Origin of the sequence: Aeromonas sp. R5-3, assembly GCF_040908225.1 — a bacterium.
In the GTDB taxonomy this organism is placed as follows: Bacteria; Pseudomonadota; Gammaproteobacteria; order Enterobacterales; family Aeromonadaceae; genus Aeromonas; species Aeromonas dhakensis.
The window spans coordinates 128,562-146,952 of the sequence record NZ_JBFODH010000017.1; the positions used below are offsets into that span (position 1 = coordinate 128,562).

Sequence of the window (18,391 nt, forward strand, 5' to 3'; positions counted from 1 at the left end):
GGCGGGGGGAGATACCAGCCCGGCGGCAGGTCGGGCTGGCAGAGAGGGGAGAGGCGGGGCATCCGCTCAGGGAGCCCCGACCACGTCAGGCGGGCACCATGATCTGGGTGGCGAGGATCACCACCAGCAGGCCGACGGCCACCGGCAGCGAGGTACGTTTGACCACCTCGAACGGAGAGAGATTGCCCATCCCCGCACAGGCGACCACCACCCCGGAGACCGGCGAAATGGTGCGGCCGAGGTTGGAGGCCTGCAGCATGGGGATCACCAGGTAGGCCGGGTTGACGCCCAGGCTGGTGGCCAGATGGGGAATGAGCTCCACGAAGGCGTAGAAGGGGGCGTTGCCCGAACCCGTGGTAAAGGCGGCCAGGGTGGTGATGACCACCAGCACCAGCATGATGACGATGCCGCCGGTGCCAAAGCTCTGGGCCAGATCCAGGAGGTTGGCGATGAAGCCAAGCCCCATCAGCCCCTGGGCAAACACCCCGGCCCCCACCAGCAGCATCACTACGCCGGCGAAGGCATCGGCCATGCTGCGCCAGCACACCTGCAGCCCGTCCAGCAGCTCTTTGCCGTTGTGCTTGCGTACCAGCTCCAGCAGGGCAGCCAGCACCAGGCAGATGACGATGATGGTGACGATGTCGAGCTTGGGACCCAGTTTGCCGTCAAACAGCAGCACCCCGATGATGGGGGTGAAGGGCAGGATGGCGTAGAAGCCGGGCGCGTCGGTGATGAGACCGCTCGGGGCGACGGCGGCGTTGTGCTCGCCGGCCTTCTGATCCAGATAGCGCTGCCAGAAGAAGTGGGTCACCGCCATGGCGGCGATGGCCACCAGCGAGATGGGCAGGGTCAGCTTGAAGGCAAATTCGATGAGCTCCATGTTGGCGGCCTGGGCGGCCATCACCACGTCCCCTGAGGTGGGGGCCAGGATGATGGCGGCCGGCGAGGCGCACACCGCCGCCGCGGCGCCGCGGGAGATCCCCATGTTGACCATCAGCGGGAACAGGGTGGCCATCAAGAGCACGCCGAGGCCGGTGGCGGAGCTCACCGCCAGCGACATGGCGCAGGCCACCAGGTAGGCGGCCACCAGCAGGATATAGGGGGACTTGATGACGCCGAGCGGCTTGCTCGCGAGCTTCACCAAAATGGTGTTGGCCCCGATGTGGCTCATGTAGCCAGCGAAGCCGCACAGCACCATGATCAGCATGCCAAGGCCGCCGCCCCGGTCAACCAGCAGGAAGCGCACGTATTCGAACACGTCGGTGGCAACGTGGCCGGTGGAAGTGACGCTGGTGGGCAGCACCGCCTTGCCCATCAGGGCGGTGATCGCCAGCAGCAGCAGGCCGCCGCTGAGCAGCACCCCGGTGGCCGAGTAGCCCTTGAAGATGTAGCGGCCCACGGCAAGGGTGACCAGGGTACCAATAAGGAGTTCCATCATAGAGTGAGTTCCTGAGTACGAATGGGAGTGGATGCATTATTGGCGTCAACTTGGAGGTTAATCTGGCCAATCCCGAAATGCATCGACATAAAACTCGGCGATTATTATCTAATAAGGGGTAACCCACCATGATGTAGCGCATCACTTGTGATCTCGCTTGCAAATCAATACGGGCGCGGGGTTGCGACTTGTCAAGCTGACACTTAGGCTTTGTGACGGGAGTAGGTGACAGTCGCGGGGATCGCGGTTAATCTCCTGCTTTGAATATTAATGCGTTGATTATTAATTAAAATAACAACCCCGCCAGCAACGAGGTCAAGGCAGCAGAGATGGGAATGGTCAGCAAACTTTTCATGGTGGCACTGATGTTGTTTGCCGCCACCGCAGGGGCCGAGAGTTCCCATTACACCGGCATCAAGGCGGTGCCTGACATCAAGGTAGACTTCCAGTTTTATCGGGTTTCCGGACCGGATGTGGCGAGCCTGGCCCGCCAGATGACCAATGCGGGCACAGCCCGGGCCAATGGCCACATCGGCATGGCCAGCTATCAACTCTCCTGGCAGTTGCAGACCAGCCCCGGGGCGCAGCGCTGCGAGCTGGAGCAGGTCAAGGTCACCACCCGCATCAAGGTGATGGTGCCGAACTGGATGGACAAGGCCAAGGCCTCCGTCGCCGAGCGCCAGAAGTGGGACAAGCTGGTGGCCGCCATGTTCGATTACGAGAGCCGCCACAAGGACATCTTGCTGGAGAGCGTGAGCCAGCTCGGCATCCAGTTGGCCCAACTGCCGGTGGAGCGTGACTGCGCCGCCCTGCAGTATCAGGCCTGGCAGCGCGGGCAGGGGGGGCTGGCCAGCTTGCGCGAGCGTTTTGCCCAGTTGCAGCAGCAGACCGACCATGGCCGCAAGCTGGGGCTCAACTGGCCTAAGGGCATCTGACGCCACATACCATCCATGAAAAACGGGCTCCCTTGGGGAGCCCGTTTTGTTGTTGCGCCTTGCCGAGCACTTGAGCTGAGCATCTGAGGCTTACTGCAACGGCTTGCCCTTGAGCAGCTTGCGTACCCAGTAGCGGGCCGGATGGAGCGCCTCCAGCAGATCGGCGGCCAGCGGCAGCGGATCGCCGCAGATCTCGCAGGCGAGCAGCTCGCCGCAGAGGGGGGCCGAGCACAGACCCCGTGAGCCGAGCGCCCCCAGCACATAGAGGCCGGGGTAGAGGGGCAATGGACTCTGCTGATCAACGGGCGCCTTCAGGTTGTGATCCGCCAGCGCCGCCAGTCTGACGACCGGCCCCGCCACCGGCAGATGATCCCGGCTGGCACTGCGCACGCCGACCCGGGCCTGGTTGCCGCTCACGTCCACCTCGGCAGGCCAGCGCTGCTGCGGCAGGCAGGCCTGCAGGCGCGCCTGGTTCTGGGTCTGCTCCTCGGCGCGAAACGCGAGCTCGGTCTGGTTGCGGCCATAGCTGGCGCCGATGCAGTGTTGGCCTTCGTTGGCTGGGGTGAGGTAGCCGTCATAACAGAGCACGGTATTGAGCTGGCTCAGGCTGGCGGAGGTGGGCACATGGCTCACCTGGCCGCGCACCGGATAGAGCGGCAACTCGGCAAAGGGGATGAGCGCCGGCAACTGGTGTCCGGCGGCCACCACCAGGGTGGGGCTCTGCCAGCGGCGCCCGTCACAGCTTTCGACTTGCCAGCCATCCGCCTGTTCGGTCACGGTAGCGACCCGGGTATTGAAGAGCACCTCAAGCAGCCCGCCGGCCTGCGCCTCCTTGATGGCGGCGCGGGTGAGATCGGCCGGACAGAGCCAGCCCCCCAGCGGATAGCTGACGCCGCCGTGGCCGCAAGGCAGACCGACCACCTGCTCGACCTCTGGCTCGGAAAGCGGGTGCATCAGATCGGGCGGGAAGGGGCCTTGCGCCATCTTGGTCAGCTTGGCGGCGGACTTGTCGTCATAACCGAGCTGGGTGACGCCGCACAGGGAAAAGGCGACGGGGTGGCGCTCGGCCAGGGCCAGCAGTCGGCTTCTGGCAAAGCCGAAGGCCAGCGAATAGAAGCGCGACAGGGCATCGTGCTCACCGTTGAGCAGAGGATAGAGCGCCCCCTGGCGATTGCCGGAGGCGCCGCCGGCCGGCTCGTCATCCTGGCACAAGAGGGTGACCTTGCGGCCCCGCTCCACCAGCGAGAGCGCCGTCATGGCCGAGGCGATGCCACCGCCAATGATCAGCACTTCTCCCTCCCGCCCGGACGGACGGGCATAGCAGGGGGCTATGGTCTGCTGCGGCAGCTTGTCTGCGCGCTCGCCTGCCAGCATCTCCCGCTTGCTGCCGTGCCCTTTCACCTTCTGCATGGCAAAGCCGGCGGCAATCAGGCCGCGGCGCACGAAGCCGGCACAGGTAAAGGTGGCTATGGTCGCCTGGGGGCGGGCGAGACGGGCGAGCCCGTCGAACAGATCCTGGGTCCACATCTCGGGGTTCTTGGCCGGCGAGAAGCCATCCAGATACCAGGCATCCACCAGCCCCGTTACCGGGTGGGGCACCTGGGGCAGCATCTCCTTGATGTCGCCAAGCCAGAGATCGAGCCGGATGCGGCCGCTGGCAAAGATGAGGCGATGGCAGCCGCAGACAGGCAGCGGCCACTGGGCAATCAGATCCTGGCTCAGGTGGGCAAGCTCGGGCCAGGCCGCCAGCGCCTTGCGCAGATCGTGCTGGGTTAGCGGGTACTTTTCGAAACTGATGAAGTGCAGCCGGGAACCGTTGCCGGTTTGGGGCGCCTGTTCCAGAAAGGCGGCCATTGTCGCCAGAAAGTTAAGACCTGTGCCGAAACCTGTCTCACCTATCACGAAAATGTCACTATCGTGGTGCGAAAATCGCGCTGGCAGCCGATTTTGCTGCAAAAAGACGTAGCGGGTTTCACTTAGACCGTTATCATTGGAAAAGTACACATCCCCGAACTCACTGGAGACTGGAGTTCCCGCTTCGTTCCAGTCCAATCGGGCATGATGTAAGGATGTTTGACTCACGTTTTCCTCGGCTCGCGTCACAAAATCGCGGGCATTCTACGTGAAAGCAGACCAGTTTGGCAGCCGAAAGCGGGTAGACTCGGTGCCAGTTTTTCCAGACGAGATGAATTAATGAGAAGAGCAGTGATCACCGGTATCGGCGTCATCTCCAGTATCGGCAACAACAAGGAAGAAGTGCTGGCCTCCCTGAAAGCAGGCAAATCTGGCATCACCTATTCCGAGCAGTTCGAGCAGCACAACCTGCGCAGCCGTGTCTGGGGTAACATCAAACTCGATCCGTCTGAACTGATCGACCGTAAAGTCATGCGTTTCATGGGTGACGCCGCGGCCTACGCCTACCTCTCCATGCAGCAGGCCATTGAAGATGCCGGCCTGGCGGAAGACCAGGTCTCCAACGAGCGTACCGGCCTGGTGGTCGGTTCGGGTGGTGCTTCCGGCAAGAACACCTCCGAGTCTGTGGACATCGCTCGCGAGAAAGGGGTCAAGCGTGTGGGTCCCTACATGGTGCCGCGCACCATGTCCTCCACCACCTCCGCCTGCCTGGCGACCCCGTTCCAGATCAAGGGTGTGAACTACTCCATCAGCTCCGCCTGCGCGACCTCCGCTCACTGCATCGGTCACGCCATGGAGCTGATCCAGCTTGGCAAACAGGATGTGGTCTTCGCCGGTGGCGGTGAAGAGCTGGACTGGTCTTCTACCATCCAGTTTGACGCCATGGGCGCGCTGTCTACCAAATACAACGACACGCCGGAAAAGGCGTCCCGTACCTATGATGCGAACCGCGATGGTTTCGTCATCTCCGGTGGCGGCGGCATCCTGGTGATCGAAGAGCTGGAGCACGCGCTGGCTCGTGGTGCTCACATCTATGCCGAACTGACCGGCTACGGCGCCACTTCCGACGGTTACGACATGGTCGCCCCGAGCGGTGAAGGCGCGGTGCGCTGCATGAAGATGGCGATGCAAGGTGTTGGCAAGGTTGACTACATCAACACCCACGGCACCTCCACCCCGGTCGGTGATACCAAAGAGCTGGAAGCTATCCAGACCCTGTTTGGTGCCAACGGTCCCAAGATCTCTGCCACCAAGGCGATGACCGGCCATGCGCTGGGCGCCGCCGGCGTGCACGAGGCTGTCTACTCCCTGCTGATGATGGAACACGGCTTCATCGCCCCCAGCATCAACATCGAGACCCTGGACGAGAAGGCTGAAGGTCTGCCCATCGTGCGTGAGTATGAAGAGGCTGAGCTCAACACCGTCATGTCCAACAGCTTCGGCTTTGGCGGTACCAACGCCTCTCTGGTGTTCAGCAAGTTCAAGGCTTGATGAGCCCGTCATGAGTTGCAAAAAAGGCGCCGCAAGGCGCCTTTTTTATTGGGTGTTCGTCAGGCCCGCGCCTGCAGTGGCAGTCGCATGTAGGTGGCGCCCTCGCCGTATTCAGCCAGGGATTTCTGGGTGCTGGCAGGCTTGAACCCCTGCTTGCGCCAGAAGGCTGGCGCATCCTGTACCGCCACCAGACCGGCGTGCTCGAACCCTTCGTCGGTGGCAAACGCGAGGGCGGTGGCGAGCAGACGCTGGCCGATCCCCTTGCCGCGAGCCTGTCTGGAGACGGCGAGATCATGCAGATAGAACTCGTCGTTGCCGGCCAGGCGCTGCATGGACATGGAGAGGGGCGGTGGCTGGTGGGCGCGCCAGGGGTGGCAGAGCAGGTAACCCAGCACCTGGCCCTGATATTCGGCGACCCAGCAGCAGTCGGGGGCCAGTTCAGCCTTGTTGCTCATGACGTCGATGGGTTCAGGATCCAGCTGGTGATAACACTCGTCCTGAATGGCCATGATGGCGGGCCAGTCGTTGGCCCGGGTCGTGCGGATCTTGATCATAGTGACAGGGCATGGCTGCCCGAAAACGCTGATTAAATAGTGAATGCGTCAGCCAGCCTACCAGAAGCGGGTCACCAACTGAATAGGCATCTTCAAATGATGCCTTTTTTGATCAGCGCGCCGCCTGTTTGCTGACGACCTTGATGAGCTGGTAGCGCAGGGAAGGGGCATCTGCCGGCACATCGGTGAGCTGCTCCTTGCTGACGCTCAGCTGGTAGCGGTAGCCGGGCTCGAACTGGAAGCCTTCGATCTGCTGATAAAACAGGGTCCAGGGCTGCTGCTCGTCGCTGCGCACCTGCATGCACTGCATGGGGCCGACACCGACGCAGTGCACCAGCTGACTGTTGACGTAGAGAGTCTCGCCGGCGGTCGGGGCTGGGGCGCTCTGGCAGGCGCTGAGCAGCAGGGCGGCGCCGGCGCTGATGAATAATGGTCTCATGATGGACTCCTTGGCTAAAAGGGGGGCATTAGAGCGGCAAATGAAAAGGCGGTCAATGACCGCCTTTGTAACAAAATATCTGAAACCTGCGACTTAACGCTGGTCGAGCGGGGTGAACTCGCGCTGCGGCTGACCGGTGTAGAGCTGGCGCGGACGGCCAATCTTCTGATCCGGATCCGAGTGCATTTCGTTCCAGTGGGCAATCCAGCCGATGGTACGAGAGATGGCGAAGATCACGGTGAACATGGACATGGGGATGCCGATGGCCTTCATGATGATGCCGGAGTAGAAGTCCACATTCGGGTAGAGCTTCTTCTCGATGAAGTAGGGGTCGGACAGCGCGATGCGCTCCAGCTCCATGGCCACGTCCAGCAGCGGATCCTTGATCTGCAGCTCGGTCAGTACCTCGTGACAGGTTTCGCGCATCACGGTGGCACGGGGGTCGTGGTTCTTGTAGACCCGGTGACCGAAGCCCATCAGACGGAACGGATCGTTCTTGTCCTTGGCCTTGGCGATGTACTCGGGGATGCGATCCACGGAGCCGATCTCCTCGAGCATCTTGAGGCAGGCTTCGTTGGCACCGCCGTGGGCCGGTCCCCACAGGGAGGCGATCCCCGCGGCGATACAGGCGAACGGGTTGGCACCGGACGAGCCAGCCAGACGCACGGTGGAGGTGGAGGCATTCTGCTCGTGGTCCGCATGCAGGGTGAAGATGCGGTCCATGGCGCGTTCGACGATGGGGTTGACCTTGTACTCTTCGGTCGGCACGCCAAACATCATGTGCAGGAAGTTGCCGGCATAGGAGAGGGCGTTGCGCGGCTGCATGAACGGCTGGCCGATGGAGTACTTGTAGCACATGGCGGCCAGGGTCGGCATCTTGGAGAGCAGACGGAAGGCACAGATCTCGCGATGCTCTTCGTTGTTGATGTCGAGGGCGTCGTGATAGAAGGCGGAAAGCGCGCTGACCACGCCGCACATGACGGCCATGGGGTGAGCGTCGCGGCGGAAGCCGCGGAAGAAGAAGGCGATCTGCTCATGCACCATGGTGTGGCGGGTGACCAGACGTTCGAATTCCGTGTATTGCGCCTTGGTGGGCGCCTCGCCGTACAGCAGGATGTAGCAGACTTCGAGGTAGCTGGCCTGGGTGGCCAACTGGGCGATGGGGTAACCACGGTGCAGCAAGACACCCTGATCGCCATCTATGTAAGTGATGGATGATTTGCAAGAACCGGTGGCCATGAAACCGGGGTCGAAGGTGAAGTACCCTTGCGCGCCCAGCTTTCTGACATCGATCACGTCAGGTCCGACAGTTCCTGACAGGATCGGGAGTTCTACCGGGTCTTTGCCGGGCAGATGTAGGGTGGCTATCTTATCAGCCATAGCACGTCTCCTTTGCTCTTTTATAATTTGATTCCAGCTCTACTTTATTACGAGTTTGATGACGCTGGCAAAGGTTCTGACCCGTACCAGGGCGGCTGGAGCGCCTTATTTGAAACAGAGTTCAGGTCTGTTGTCAATTTTGCTGGATGATCATTAATGTTTTGTTAAATCAGTTGTGAGATCTGGTTTACGGTTTTGGGTTTTCTTTGTAGCTAATTGATTGTCATTGGTTAAGCCCGCCGATATACTGCGCCTCGTGGGTGATGGCTGTCGGTGTTTGAAACGCTTTCGCAAAGCCAGATGTGATATTGAAAATGTCGTTTTTGGCTTTCCCGAGTTGTTTTGGTAACAAAAACCTAACAAATGCCACTCCATGCCCTCATAAGCGTGAAAAAACAATAACTAACGTGCTCAATGGAGCTGAGTGGGCAAAGCCGTGAAAAATAAACAGAGACCTGTAAACCTCGACCTACAGACGATCAGCTTTCCTGTCACCGCCATCGCTTCCATCTTGCATCGTGTCTCAGGGGTCATCACCTTTGTGGCGCTCTCAATCTTGCTGTGGATGCTTGGTACTTCACTCGCCTCTCCCGAAGGATTTGAGACCGTGGTGTCCATCATGGACAACTTCCTGGTCAAATTCGTGCTGTGGGGGATCCTGACCGCGCTGGCTTACCACATTGTGGGCGGGCTGCGTCACCTGGTCATGGACATGGGCTATTGGGAAGAGCTGGAATCCGGTAATCAGAGTGCCCGTGTGGCCTTCGTGATCACTGCGATTTTGGCGGTATTGGCGGGGGTTCTGGTATGGTAACCAATTCTGCAACATTCGGGCGCAGCGGTGTTCACGATTACATCCTGATCCGCGCCACCGCCCTCATCATGACCTGTTATGTCCTCTATCTGGTGGGTTTCGTTGCGTGCAACGACATCACCTACGAGGTGTGGACCGGTTTCTTCGCGAAAACCTTCACCAAGGTGTTCACCCTGTTGGCGCTGCTGTGTGTGCTGATCCATGCCTGGATCGGTCTGTGGCAGGTGCTGACCGACTATATCAAGCCGGTCGGGCTGCGCGGTGCGCTGCAGTTTGCACTGGTGGTGGTGCTGTTTGTCTATCTGATGACGGGTTTCGTCGTGCTGTGGGGTGTGTAAGGTGACTATTCCAACTCGTGAATTTGATGCGGTCGTGATCGGCGCCGGCGGTGCCGGCATGCGCGCCGCGCTGCAGATTGCCCAGTCCGGCAAGAGCTGCGCACTGCTTTCCAAGGTTTTCCCGACTCGTTCCCACACGGTTTCCGCCCAGGGCGGCATCACGGTTGCGCTGGGCAACGCCCACGACGACAACTGGCAGTGGCACATGTATGACACCGTGAAAGGTTCCGATTACATCGGTGATCAGGAAGCCATCGAGTACATGTGCAAGACAGGCCCCGAGGCCGTCTATGAGCTGGAGAACATGGGTCTGCCCTTCTCCCGCTTCGACAACGGCCGCGTCTACCAGCGTCCGTTTGGCGGTCAGTCCAAGAACTTCGGTGGCGAGCAGGCTGCCCGTACCGCGGCGGCTGCCGACCGTACCGGCCACGCCCTGCTGCACACCCTGTATCAGCAAAACGTCAAGAACAAGACCACCGTCTTCTCCGAGTGGTATGCGCTGGATCTGGTGAAGAACCAGGACGGCCACATCGTCGGTTGTACCGCCATCGACATGGAGAGCGGTGAAGTCGTCTACTTCAAGGCCAAGGCCACCGTACTCGCCACTGGCGGCGCCGGTCGCATCTACCAGTCCACCACCAACGCCCACATCAACACCGGTGACGGTGTCGGCATGGCGCTGCGTGCCGGGGTCGGCGTGCAGGACATGGAGTTCTGGCAGTTCCACCCCACCGGCATCGCCGGGGCAGGGGTACTGGTGACCGAAGGTTGCCGCGGTGAAGGCGGCTACCTGCTGAACAAAGACGGCGAGCGCTTCATGGAGCGTTATGCGCCGAACGCCAAGGATCTGGCCGGTCGCGACGTGGTGGCCCGTTCCATCATGATCGAGATCCGCGAAGGCCGTGGCTGCGACGGTCCCTGGGGCCCGCACATCAAGCTCAAGTTGGATCACCTCGGCAAAGAGGTACTGGAATCCCGTCTGCCGGGTATCTGCGAGCTCTCTCGCACCTTCGCCCACGTGGATCCGGTCAAGGAACCCATCCCCATCATCCCGACCTGCCACTACATGATGGGCGGTGTGCCGACCAGCGTGAACGGTCAGTGCCTGACTCAGGACAAGGATGGCAACGACGTGCCGGTGGTCGGTCTGTTCGCGGTGGGCGAGATCGCCTGCGTCTCCGTGCACGGCGCCAACCGTCTGGGCGGCAACTCCCTGCTGGATCTGGTGGTGTTCGGTCGTGCCGCCGGCATGCACCTGGTGGAGACCCTGGGCTCGATGGATCACGGCGTGGAAGCCACCGAAGCCGACATCGCCAAGGCGCTCGAGCGCCTCAACCGCTGGGAAAGCAACCGTAACGGTGAAGACCCGGCCCAGATCCGCAAGGATCTGCAGCGCTGCATGCAGAACAACTTCTCCGTGTTCCGCGAAGGGGATGCCATGGCGGAAGGGCTGGCCGAGCTGAAACTCATCCGCGAGCGCCTCAAGAACGCCCGTCTGGACGACACCTCCAGGGAGTTCAACACCCAGCGCATCGAGTGCCTGGAGCTGGACAACCTGATGGAGACCGCCTATGCCACCGCGGTGGCCGCCAACTTCCGTACCGAGAGCCGGGGCGCCCACAGCCGCTTCGATTTCCCGGAGCGTGACGATGAGAGCTGGCTGTGCCACAGCCTCTATCATCCGGACACCGAGTCCATGACCCGTCGCGCTGTCAACATGTCACCCAAGACCCGTGAGGCGTTCCCGCCCAAGGTCCGGACTTACTGATTGCGGAGCCAAGCACAATGAACGTCACATTCTCTGTCTACAGATACAATCCGGATGTTGATAACGTCCCCCATATGAAGGAATATCGTCTTGATATTCCTGAAGGTTCCGACATGATGGTGCTCGACGCACTGATCCAGCTCAAGGAGCTGGATCCCACGCTCGCCTTCCGCCGCTCCTGCCGCGAAGGGGTTTGTGGATCAGACGGTCTCAACATGAATGGCAAGAACGGTCTTGCCTGCATCACCCCGCTCTCCGATCTGCTGAAGAAGGGCAATAACGTCGTTATCCGCCCCTTGCCAGGCCTGCCGGTGATCCGCGATCTGGTGATCGACATGACCCAGTTCTACACCCAGTGGGAGAAGGTCAAACCCTTCCTCATCAACGACGAAAAATTGCCGCCCGTGCGTGAGCACCTGCAATCCCCCGAAGAGCGCGCCAAGCTGGATGGCCTGTACGAGTGCATACTCTGTGCCTGCTGCTCCACCTCTTGCCCCTCCTTCTGGTGGAACCCGGACAAGTTCATCGGCCCGGCCGGGCTGCTCGCCGCCTACCGCTGGCTGGCGGACAGCCGCGACACCGCCGCGACCGAGCGACTGGGTAATCTGGATGACGCCTTCAGTGTGTTCCGTTGCCACGGCATCATGAACTGCGTGAACGTCTGTCCCAAGGGATTGAACCCGACCAAGGCCATCGGCCACATCAAGTCGATGCTGCTCAACCGGGCTGTTTGATATCAGGGCCAGGGCGTCACGCGCCAGGCCCGACCTCTGGATAGCCATCCAGCCTGGATGGCTATTTGACCCCTACAAGCTGCGCTGCAGTGAACAAGATGTACAAGGGATAGAAATGCATAACGGCGTGATGAAGGCCTGGTTGGAGTCATCTCACCTGGCTGGTGCGAATGCAAGCTATATCGAGGATTTGTACGAATCCTTCCTGGAAGACCCCGAATCCGTAGCCGAAGAGTGGCGCAGCCTGTTTAGCTCGCTGCCCCAGGTCAATGGCCATGCGATAGAACAACCCCATTCCCGGGTCCGCGATTATTTCCGTCGCCTGGCCAAGGAGCCCTCCCGTTACAGTGCCCCCGTCTCCGATCCGCAAGTGGATGCCAAGCAGGTGCGGGTACTGCAGCTGATCAACGCCTTCCGCTTCCGCGGCCATCAAAACGCCAATCTGGATCCGCTCGGCCTGTGGGCGCGTGAAACCGTTGCCGAACTGGACCCTGCGTTTCACAACCTGCAAGGCGCGGACATGGAGGCCACCTTCAACGTGGGCTCCTACGCCATCGGTCGCGAGACCATGGTGCTCTCCGACCTGTATGCCTCGCTGAAGAAGACCTACTGCGGCAGCATAGGCGCCGACTACATGCACCTCACCTCCACCGAGGAGAAGCGCTGGCTGCAAGACAGGCTCGAATCCATCGAAGGGAAGGGGACCTATACCCTCGAAGAGAAGACCCGCTTCCTCGAGAGCCTGACCGCTGCCGAAGGGCTGGAAAAATACCTGGGTGCCAAGTTCCCGGGGGCCAAGCGCTTCTCCCTGGAAGGGGGTGATGCCATGGTACCCATGCTCAAAGAATTGATCCGTCGCGCCGGCGAGCAGGGTTGCAAAGAGGCCGTCATCGGCATGGCCCACCGCGGTCGCCTCAACGTGCTGATCAACGTGCTGGGCAAGCGCGCCCAGGACCTGTTCGACGAGTTTGCCGGCAAGCACGGCGAATCCTGGGGTACGGGTGACGTGAAGTACCACATGGGCTTCTCGTCCGACTTCGCCACCCCGGGCGGCAACGTCCACCTGGCGCTCGCCTTCAACCCGTCTCACCTCGAGATCGTCAACCCCGTGGTCATCGGCTCCGTGCGTGCTCGCATGGACCGCCGTGGTGACAAGGACGGCTCGACCGTACTGCCCATCACCATCCACGGTGACTCGGCCATGGCCGGTCAGGGCGTGGTAGCCGAGACCTTCAACATGTCCCAGACCCGTGCCTATGGCGTGGGCGGGACGGTGCGCATCGTCATCAACAACCAGGTGGGTTTCACCACCTCTTACATTCGTGACCTGCGCTCCACCGAATATTGCACTGACATCGCCAAGGCGGTGCAGGCCCCCGTGCTGCACGTCAACGGTGACGATCCGGAAGCCGTGGTGCTGGTGACCCAGATTGCCCTGGATTACCGCAACACCTTCAAGCGCGACGTGGTGATCGAGCTGGTCTGCTACCGTCGTCACGGCCACAACGAGGCCGACGAGCCGAGCGCCACCCAACCGCTGATGTACCAGAAGATCAAGCAGCACCCGACCCCGCGCAAGATCTACGCCGATCAGCTGGTGGCCGATGGCGTCATCAGCCAGGAGCTGGCCACTACCCTGGTCAACGAGTATCGCGACACCCTGGATCGCGGTGAGCGGGTGAGCAAGGAGTGGCGTCCGATGGAGCTGCATTCCGTCGACTGGACCCCCTACCTGGGCCATGACTGGGCCATGCCCTATGACAGCACTGTGCCCATGGATCATCTGAAGGCCCTCGGCGAGCGGGTGAGCCAGTATCCGGCCACCCACGTGCTGCAGCGCCAGGTCGAGAAGATCTACGAAGACCGCCGCCTGATGGCCGCCGGCGAGAAGCTGGTGGACTGGGGCTTTGCCGAGACCCTGGCCTACGCCACCCTGGTGGACAAGGGTTCCCGCATCCGCTTCACCGGGGAAGACTCCGGCCGTGGCACCTTCTTCCACCGCCACGCCGTACTGCACAACCAGACCGATGCCAGCACCTACACCCCGCTGTGCAACCTGCACGACGAGCAAGGCCCGTTCGAGGTGTACGACTCCGTGCTGACCGAGAACGCGGTACTGGCGTTTGAATATGGCTACGCCAGCGCCGAGCCGGCCGGCCTCACCATCTGGGAAGCCCAGTTCGGCGACTTCGCCAACTGCGCTCAGGTAGTGGTCGACCAGTTCCTCTCTTCCGGCGAGCAGAAGTGGGGCCGGATGTGCGGCCTGACCATGCTGCTGCCGCACGGCTACGAAGGGCAGGGTCCGGAGCACTCATCCGCCCGTCTGGAGCGCTATCTGCAAATGTGCGCCCAGCACAACATGCAGGTGTGCGTGCCGTCCAACCCAGCCCAGGTATTCCACATGCTGCGCCGTCAGGTAGTGCGCCCGATGCGCCGTCCGCTCATCGTGATGACGCCCAAATCCCTGCTGCGCCACCCGCTGGCGGTGAGCAAGCTCGAAGAGCTGGCCGAAGGCACCTTCCAGAACGCCATCGGCGAGATCGATGCGCTGGATCCGAAGGGCGTCAAGCGCGTGGTGTTCTGCTCCGGCAAGGTCTACTACGACCTGCTCGATGCCCGTCGCAAGGCCGAGCAGCAAGATGTGGCCCTGGTGCGGATTGAGCAGCTCTACCCCTTCCCGGAAGAGGAAGTGCGCGCCATCCTGGCCGACTACAGCCATGTCACCGACTTCGTCTGGTGTCAGGAAGAGCCGCAGAACCAGGGCGCCTGGTACTGCACCCGTCATCACTACGACAGCGTGCTGCCAAGCCATGCCCGTCTGCGTTATGCCGGTCGCCCGGCCTCGGCCTCGCCGGCCGTCGGTTACATGTCCGTCCACGCCAAGCAGCAAAAAGCCCTGGTGGAAGACGCACTTACCCTGGAATAACGAGTTGTGAAGGAGAGGGCGCTCCCCGGGAGCGTCCTCTTCGACCAAGAACAAGCCCGCTGGCCAAGAAGTAAACAAGGAACTGATTAGATGACTATCGAGATCAAAGTACCGGACCTGCCGGAATCAGTGGCGGATGCCACCATCGCGACCTGGCACAAGAAGCCGGGTGATCTGGTTGCCCGTGACGAAGTGCTGGTTGACATCGAGACCGACAAGGTCGTGCTGGAAGTGCCGGCGCCGGAAGCCGGCGTGCTGGGCGACATCCTGCAAAGCGAAGGGGCCACCGTGCTCTCCCGCCAGCTGATCGCCATGCTCAAGCCTGCCCCGGTGGCCGGTGAAGAGACCAAGGAGAAGCCGGTAGAAGCGGTAGCCGATGACGCCGCCGATGGCCTGAGCCCCTCCGTGCGCCGCCTGGTGGCCGAGCATGACATCGATGTTGCCAAGCTGACCGGTACCGGCAAAGGCGGTCGCGTCACCAAGGAAGACGTGGAAGCCTTCATCAAGGGTGGCAACAAGCCTGCCGCCGCGCCGGTTGCCGCTGCAGCCCCGGCTGCACCGGTCGCCCCGCTGGCCGGTCGCACTGAAAAACGCGTGCCCATGACCCGTCTGCGCAAGCGTATCGCCGAGCGTCTGCTGGAGGCCAAGAACACCACCGCCATGCTGACCACCTTCAACGAGATCAACATGGCGCCCATCATGAAGCTGCGCAAGCAGTACGGCGAGATCTTCGAGAAGAAGCACGGCATCAAGCTCGGTTTCATGTCCTTCTACGTGAAGGCGGTAGTGGAATCCCTCAAGCGCTACCCGGAAGTGAATGCGGCGCTGGACGGTGACGACATCGTCTACCACAACTACTTCGACGTCAGCATCGCCGTCTCCACCCCCCGTGGTCTGGTGACTCCGGTGCTGCGTGACTGCGACAGCATGAGCCTGGCCGACATCGAGAAGGCCATCAAGGATCTGGCCGGCAAGGGCCGTGACGGCAAGCTGACCGTGGACGAACTGACCGGCGGCAACTTCACCATCACCAACGGTGGCGTGTTCGGCTCCCTGATGTCCACCCCGATCATCAACCCGCCCCAGAGCGCCATTCTGGGCATGCACAAGATCCAGGACCGCCCGATGGCTGTTGACGGCAAGGTCGAGATCCTGCCGATGATGTACCTGGCGCTCTCCTACGATCACCGCATCATCGACGGCCGCGAGTCGGTGGGCTTCCTGGTCTCCATCAAGGAGCTGCTGGAAGATCCGACCCGTCTGCTGCTGGACGTCTAAAGAAATCGGCCGGAGTGGCAAGCCTGTGGGCTTGCCAAGCCGCGCCACAAGCTTGCCGCCGGGTCTGTCGCCCGGCGGCAAGCGGGGGCCCTCGCGGCCCTGACGGAACGTCTGAGTGAAAGTGAAATTAGAAAGATAACGAGGGGCCACTTTGGCCTCTTTCACAGGGGATTGAGAAACACGAGCCCCGGACGGAAATACCTACAACACGGATAGAGCATCTATGAATCTGCATGAATATCAGGCAAAACAGCTGTTTGCCGAGTATGGCCTGCCGGTCTCCGAAGGTTATGCCTGTGCCACCCCGCAGGAAGCGGCCGAAGCGGCCGACAAGATTGGCGGCAACACCTGGGTCGTCAAGTGCCAGGTCCACGCCGGTGGCCGCGGTAAAGCGGGCGGCGTCAAGCTGGCCAAGAGCAAGGACGAGATCCGTGCCTTCGCCCAGAACTGGCTCGGCAAGAACCTGGTGACCTATCAGACTGACGCCAACGGTCAGCCGGTCACCAAGATCCTGGTGGAATCTTGCACCGACATCGCCAAGGAGCTCTACCTGGGCGCCGTGGTTGACCGTGGTTCTCGCCGTGTGGTCTTCATGGCTTCCACCGAAGGTGGCGTGGAGATCGAAAAAGTCGCCCACGAAACCCCGGAACTCATTCACAAAGCCGCCATCGATCCGCTGGTAGGCCCGCAGCCTTATCAAGCCCGCGAGCTGGCCTTCAAACTGGGTCTGGTCGGCGATCAGATCAAGCAGTTCACCAAGATCTTCATGGGTCTGGGCCAGATGTTCCTGGACTGCGACTTCGCCTTGCTGGAAATCAATCCGCTGGTCATCACCGACAAGGGCAACCTGCACTGCCTGGACGGCAAGATCAACATCGACGCCAACGCCCTGTACCGCCAGCCGAAGCTGCGCGAGATGCACGACCCGTCCCAGGATGACCCCCGTGAAGCGCACGCCGCCCAGTGGGAGCTGAACTATGTGGCCCTCGATGGCAACATCGGCTGCATGGTCAACGGCGCGGGTCTGGCCATGGGCACCATGGACATCGTCAACCTGCACGGCGGCTCACCGGCCAACTTCCTGGACGTCGGCGGCGGCGCCACCAAGGAGCGGGTGACCGAGGCGTTCAAGATCATCCTCTCCGACAGCAAGGTACAAGCCGTGCTGGTCAACATCTTCGGTGGCATCGTGCGCTGCGACATGATCGCGGAAGGCATTATCGGCGCCGTCAAGGAAGTGGGGGTGAAAGTGCCCGTGGTGGTGCGTCTGGAAGGCAACAACGCCGAACTGGGTGCCCGTAAACTGGCCGACAGCGGCCTCAATATCATCGCCGCAACGAGTCTGACTGACGCAGCTCAGCAAGTGGTAAAAGCAGCGGAGGCCAAATAATGAGCGTTCTGATCAACAAAGACACCAAGGTGATCTGCCAGGGCTTTACCGGCGGTCAGGGCACTTTCCACTCCGAACAGGCGATTGCCTACGGTACCCAGATGGTCGGCGGCGTTTCCCCGGGCAAGGGTGGCACCACTCACCTGGGCCTGCCGGTGTTCAACACTGTCCGTGACGCCGTGGAAGCCACTGGCGCCACTGCCTCCGTCATCTATGTCCCGGCGCCGTTCTGCAAGGACGCCATCCTGGAAGCCATCGATGCCGGCATCAAGCTCATCGTCACCATCACCGAAGGCATCCCGACCCTGGACATGCTGGACGTCAAGGTGAAGCTGCAGGAAACCGGCGTGCGCATGATCGGCCCCAACTGCCCGGGCGTCATCACCCCGGGTGAGTGCAAGATCGGCATTATGCCCGGCCACATCCACAAGCCGGGCAAGGTGGGCATCGTCTCCCGCTCCGGCACCCTGACCTACGAAGCGGTCAAGCAGACCACGGACGAGGGCTTCGGCCAGTCCACCTGCGTCGGTATCGGTGGTGACCCCATCCCGGGTTCCAACTTCATCGACATCCTCGAGATGTTCCAGAATGACCCGCAGACCGAAGCCATCGTGATGATCGGCGAAATCGGCGGCAACGCCGAGGAAGACGCGGCGGCCTACATCAAGGCCCACGTCACCAAGCCGGTGGTCTCCTACATCGCGGGTGTCACCGCCCCGGCTGGCAAGCGCATGGGTCATGCGGGCGCCATCATCGCCGGTGGTAAAGGCACCGCGGCCGAGAAATTTGCCGCCCTGGAAGATGCTGGCGTGAAAACCGTGCGCTCCCTGGCCGATATCGGCAAAGCCCTGCGTGAAGTGACCGGCTGGTAAGTTAGCCTGTTATCTCGGATAGCAAAATGCCGCCCTAGGGCGGCATTTTTTACAGTTCTAGTTGTCACATAGGCATGTGCAGTACCGATTTGTAAAGAAGCTAAATTTTGATTATTTGTT

At 61.4% G+C, this 18,391-nt stretch carries 15 protein-coding genes; 10 read left to right on the forward strand and 5 right to left on the reverse strand.

Annotation, left to right across the window (positions count from 1 at the left end; genetic code table 11):
- Positions 1 to 85: 85 nt before the first annotated feature.
- Positions 86 to 1,438, reverse strand: coding sequence for an anaerobic C4-dicarboxylate transporter DcuC (gene dcuC / locus AB5Y95_RS08150; RefSeq protein WP_368160434.1), 1,353 nt, complete (start codon positions 1,436 to 1,438; stop codon positions 86 to 88).
- A gap of 335 nt (positions 1,439 to 1,773) precedes the next feature.
- Between dcuC and AB5Y95_RS08155 the strand changes: the two genes are divergently transcribed.
- Complete coding sequence (locus tag AB5Y95_RS08155; protein WP_017779966.1) at positions 1,774 to 2,373, forward strand: DUF922 domain-containing Zn-dependent protease; 600 nt, start codon at positions 1,774 to 1,776, stop codon at positions 2,371 to 2,373.
- Between the two features lie 90 nt (positions 2,374 to 2,463).
- Here AB5Y95_RS08155 and mnmC read toward each other — a convergent pair whose 3' ends face one another.
- On the reverse strand, positions 2,464 to 4,476 hold the full coding sequence (gene mnmC / locus AB5Y95_RS08160) for a bifunctional tRNA (5-methylaminomethyl-2-thiouridine)(34)-methyltransferase MnmD/FAD-dependent 5-carboxymethylaminomethyl-2-thiouridine(34) oxidoreductase MnmC (protein ID WP_368160436.1): 2,013 nt from the start codon (positions 4,474 to 4,476) through the stop codon (positions 2,464 to 2,466).
- 90 nt (positions 4,477 to 4,566) lie between these two features.
- On the opposite strand from mnmC, the gene fabB reads away from it, so the two are divergent.
- Positions 4,567 to 5,778, forward strand: a complete 1,212-nt coding sequence (gene fabB / locus AB5Y95_RS08165; protein WP_010634180.1) for a beta-ketoacyl-ACP synthase I — start codon at positions 4,567 to 4,569, stop codon at positions 5,776 to 5,778.
- A gap of 59 nt (positions 5,779 to 5,837) precedes the next feature.
- Here the strand turns inward: fabB and AB5Y95_RS08170 are convergent, their stop codons facing one another.
- The 3 genes from AB5Y95_RS08170 to AB5Y95_RS08180 all read right to left on the reverse strand — a co-directional run bounded on the left by AB5Y95_RS08170 (position 5,838) and on the right by AB5Y95_RS08180 (position 8,151).
- A complete protein-coding gene (locus AB5Y95_RS08170) occupies positions 5,838 to 6,332 on the reverse strand; it encodes a GNAT family N-acetyltransferase (protein ID WP_214453872.1) in 495 nt (164 codons plus the stop codon).
- 112 nt (positions 6,333 to 6,444) lie between these two features.
- Positions 6,445 to 6,771 (reverse strand): DUF4377 domain-containing protein, encoded by a 327-nt coding sequence (locus AB5Y95_RS08175; protein WP_005300200.1) that lies wholly within the window; start codon positions 6,769 to 6,771, stop codon positions 6,445 to 6,447.
- A 93-nt stretch (positions 6,772 to 6,864) separates the two neighbouring features.
- Positions 6,865 to 8,151 (reverse strand): citrate synthase, encoded by a 1,287-nt coding sequence (locus AB5Y95_RS08180; protein WP_005300205.1) that lies wholly within the window; start codon positions 8,149 to 8,151, stop codon positions 6,865 to 6,867.
- Between the two features lie 424 nt (positions 8,152 to 8,575).
- Here AB5Y95_RS08180 and sdhC point away from each other — a divergent pair, with 424 nt between their 5' ends.
- The 8 genes from sdhC (at position 8,576) to sucD (ending at position 18,271) form a co-directional block, all read left to right on the forward strand.
- Positions 8,576 to 8,965: a succinate dehydrogenase cytochrome b556 subunit gene (gene sdhC, locus AB5Y95_RS08185; protein ID WP_005300207.1), complete on the forward strand. Its 390-nt coding sequence runs from the start codon at positions 8,576 to 8,578 to the stop codon at positions 8,963 to 8,965.
- Positions 8,959 to 9,303, forward strand: coding sequence for a succinate dehydrogenase, hydrophobic membrane anchor protein (gene sdhD / locus AB5Y95_RS08190; RefSeq protein ID WP_005300209.1), 345 nt, complete (start codon positions 8,959 to 8,961; stop codon positions 9,301 to 9,303). Before sdhC ends, sdhD begins: the two co-directional genes overlap by 7 nt.
- Position 9,304: 1 nt before the next feature.
- Positions 9,305 to 11,071, forward strand: coding sequence for a succinate dehydrogenase flavoprotein subunit (gene sdhA / locus AB5Y95_RS08195; RefSeq protein ID WP_017782711.1), 1,767 nt, complete (start codon positions 9,305 to 9,307; stop codon positions 11,069 to 11,071).
- A gap of 17 nt (positions 11,072 to 11,088) precedes the next feature.
- Positions 11,089 to 11,805 (forward strand): succinate dehydrogenase iron-sulfur subunit, encoded by a 717-nt coding sequence (locus AB5Y95_RS08200; RefSeq protein ID WP_010634177.1) that lies wholly within the window; start codon positions 11,089 to 11,091, stop codon positions 11,803 to 11,805.
- A 115-nt stretch (positions 11,806 to 11,920) separates the two neighbouring features.
- Positions 11,921 to 14,731 carry a 2-oxoglutarate dehydrogenase E1 component gene (gene sucA, locus AB5Y95_RS08205; RefSeq protein ID WP_005300215.1) on the forward strand — a complete coding sequence of 937 codons (2,811 nt, stop codon included), beginning with the start codon at positions 11,921 to 11,923 and terminating at the stop codon, positions 14,729 to 14,731.
- Between the two features lie 90 nt (positions 14,732 to 14,821).
- Positions 14,822 to 16,009: a 2-oxoglutarate dehydrogenase complex dihydrolipoyllysine-residue succinyltransferase gene (odhB, locus tag AB5Y95_RS08210; protein ID WP_005300217.1), complete on the forward strand. Its 1,188-nt coding sequence runs from the start codon at positions 14,822 to 14,824 to the stop codon at positions 16,007 to 16,009.
- 223 nt (positions 16,010 to 16,232) lie between these two features.
- Positions 16,233 to 17,399: an ADP-forming succinate--CoA ligase subunit beta gene (gene sucC / locus AB5Y95_RS08215; protein ID WP_005300220.1), complete on the forward strand. Its 1,167-nt coding sequence runs from the start codon at positions 16,233 to 16,235 to the stop codon at positions 17,397 to 17,399.
- Positions 17,399 to 18,271 carry a succinate--CoA ligase subunit alpha gene (gene sucD / locus AB5Y95_RS08220; RefSeq protein ID WP_005300222.1) on the forward strand — a complete coding sequence of 291 codons (873 nt, stop codon included), beginning with the start codon at positions 17,399 to 17,401 and terminating at the stop codon, positions 18,269 to 18,271. The genes sucC and sucD overlap by 1 nt, the downstream gene beginning before the upstream one ends.
- Positions 18,272 to 18,391 lie beyond the last annotated feature (120 nt).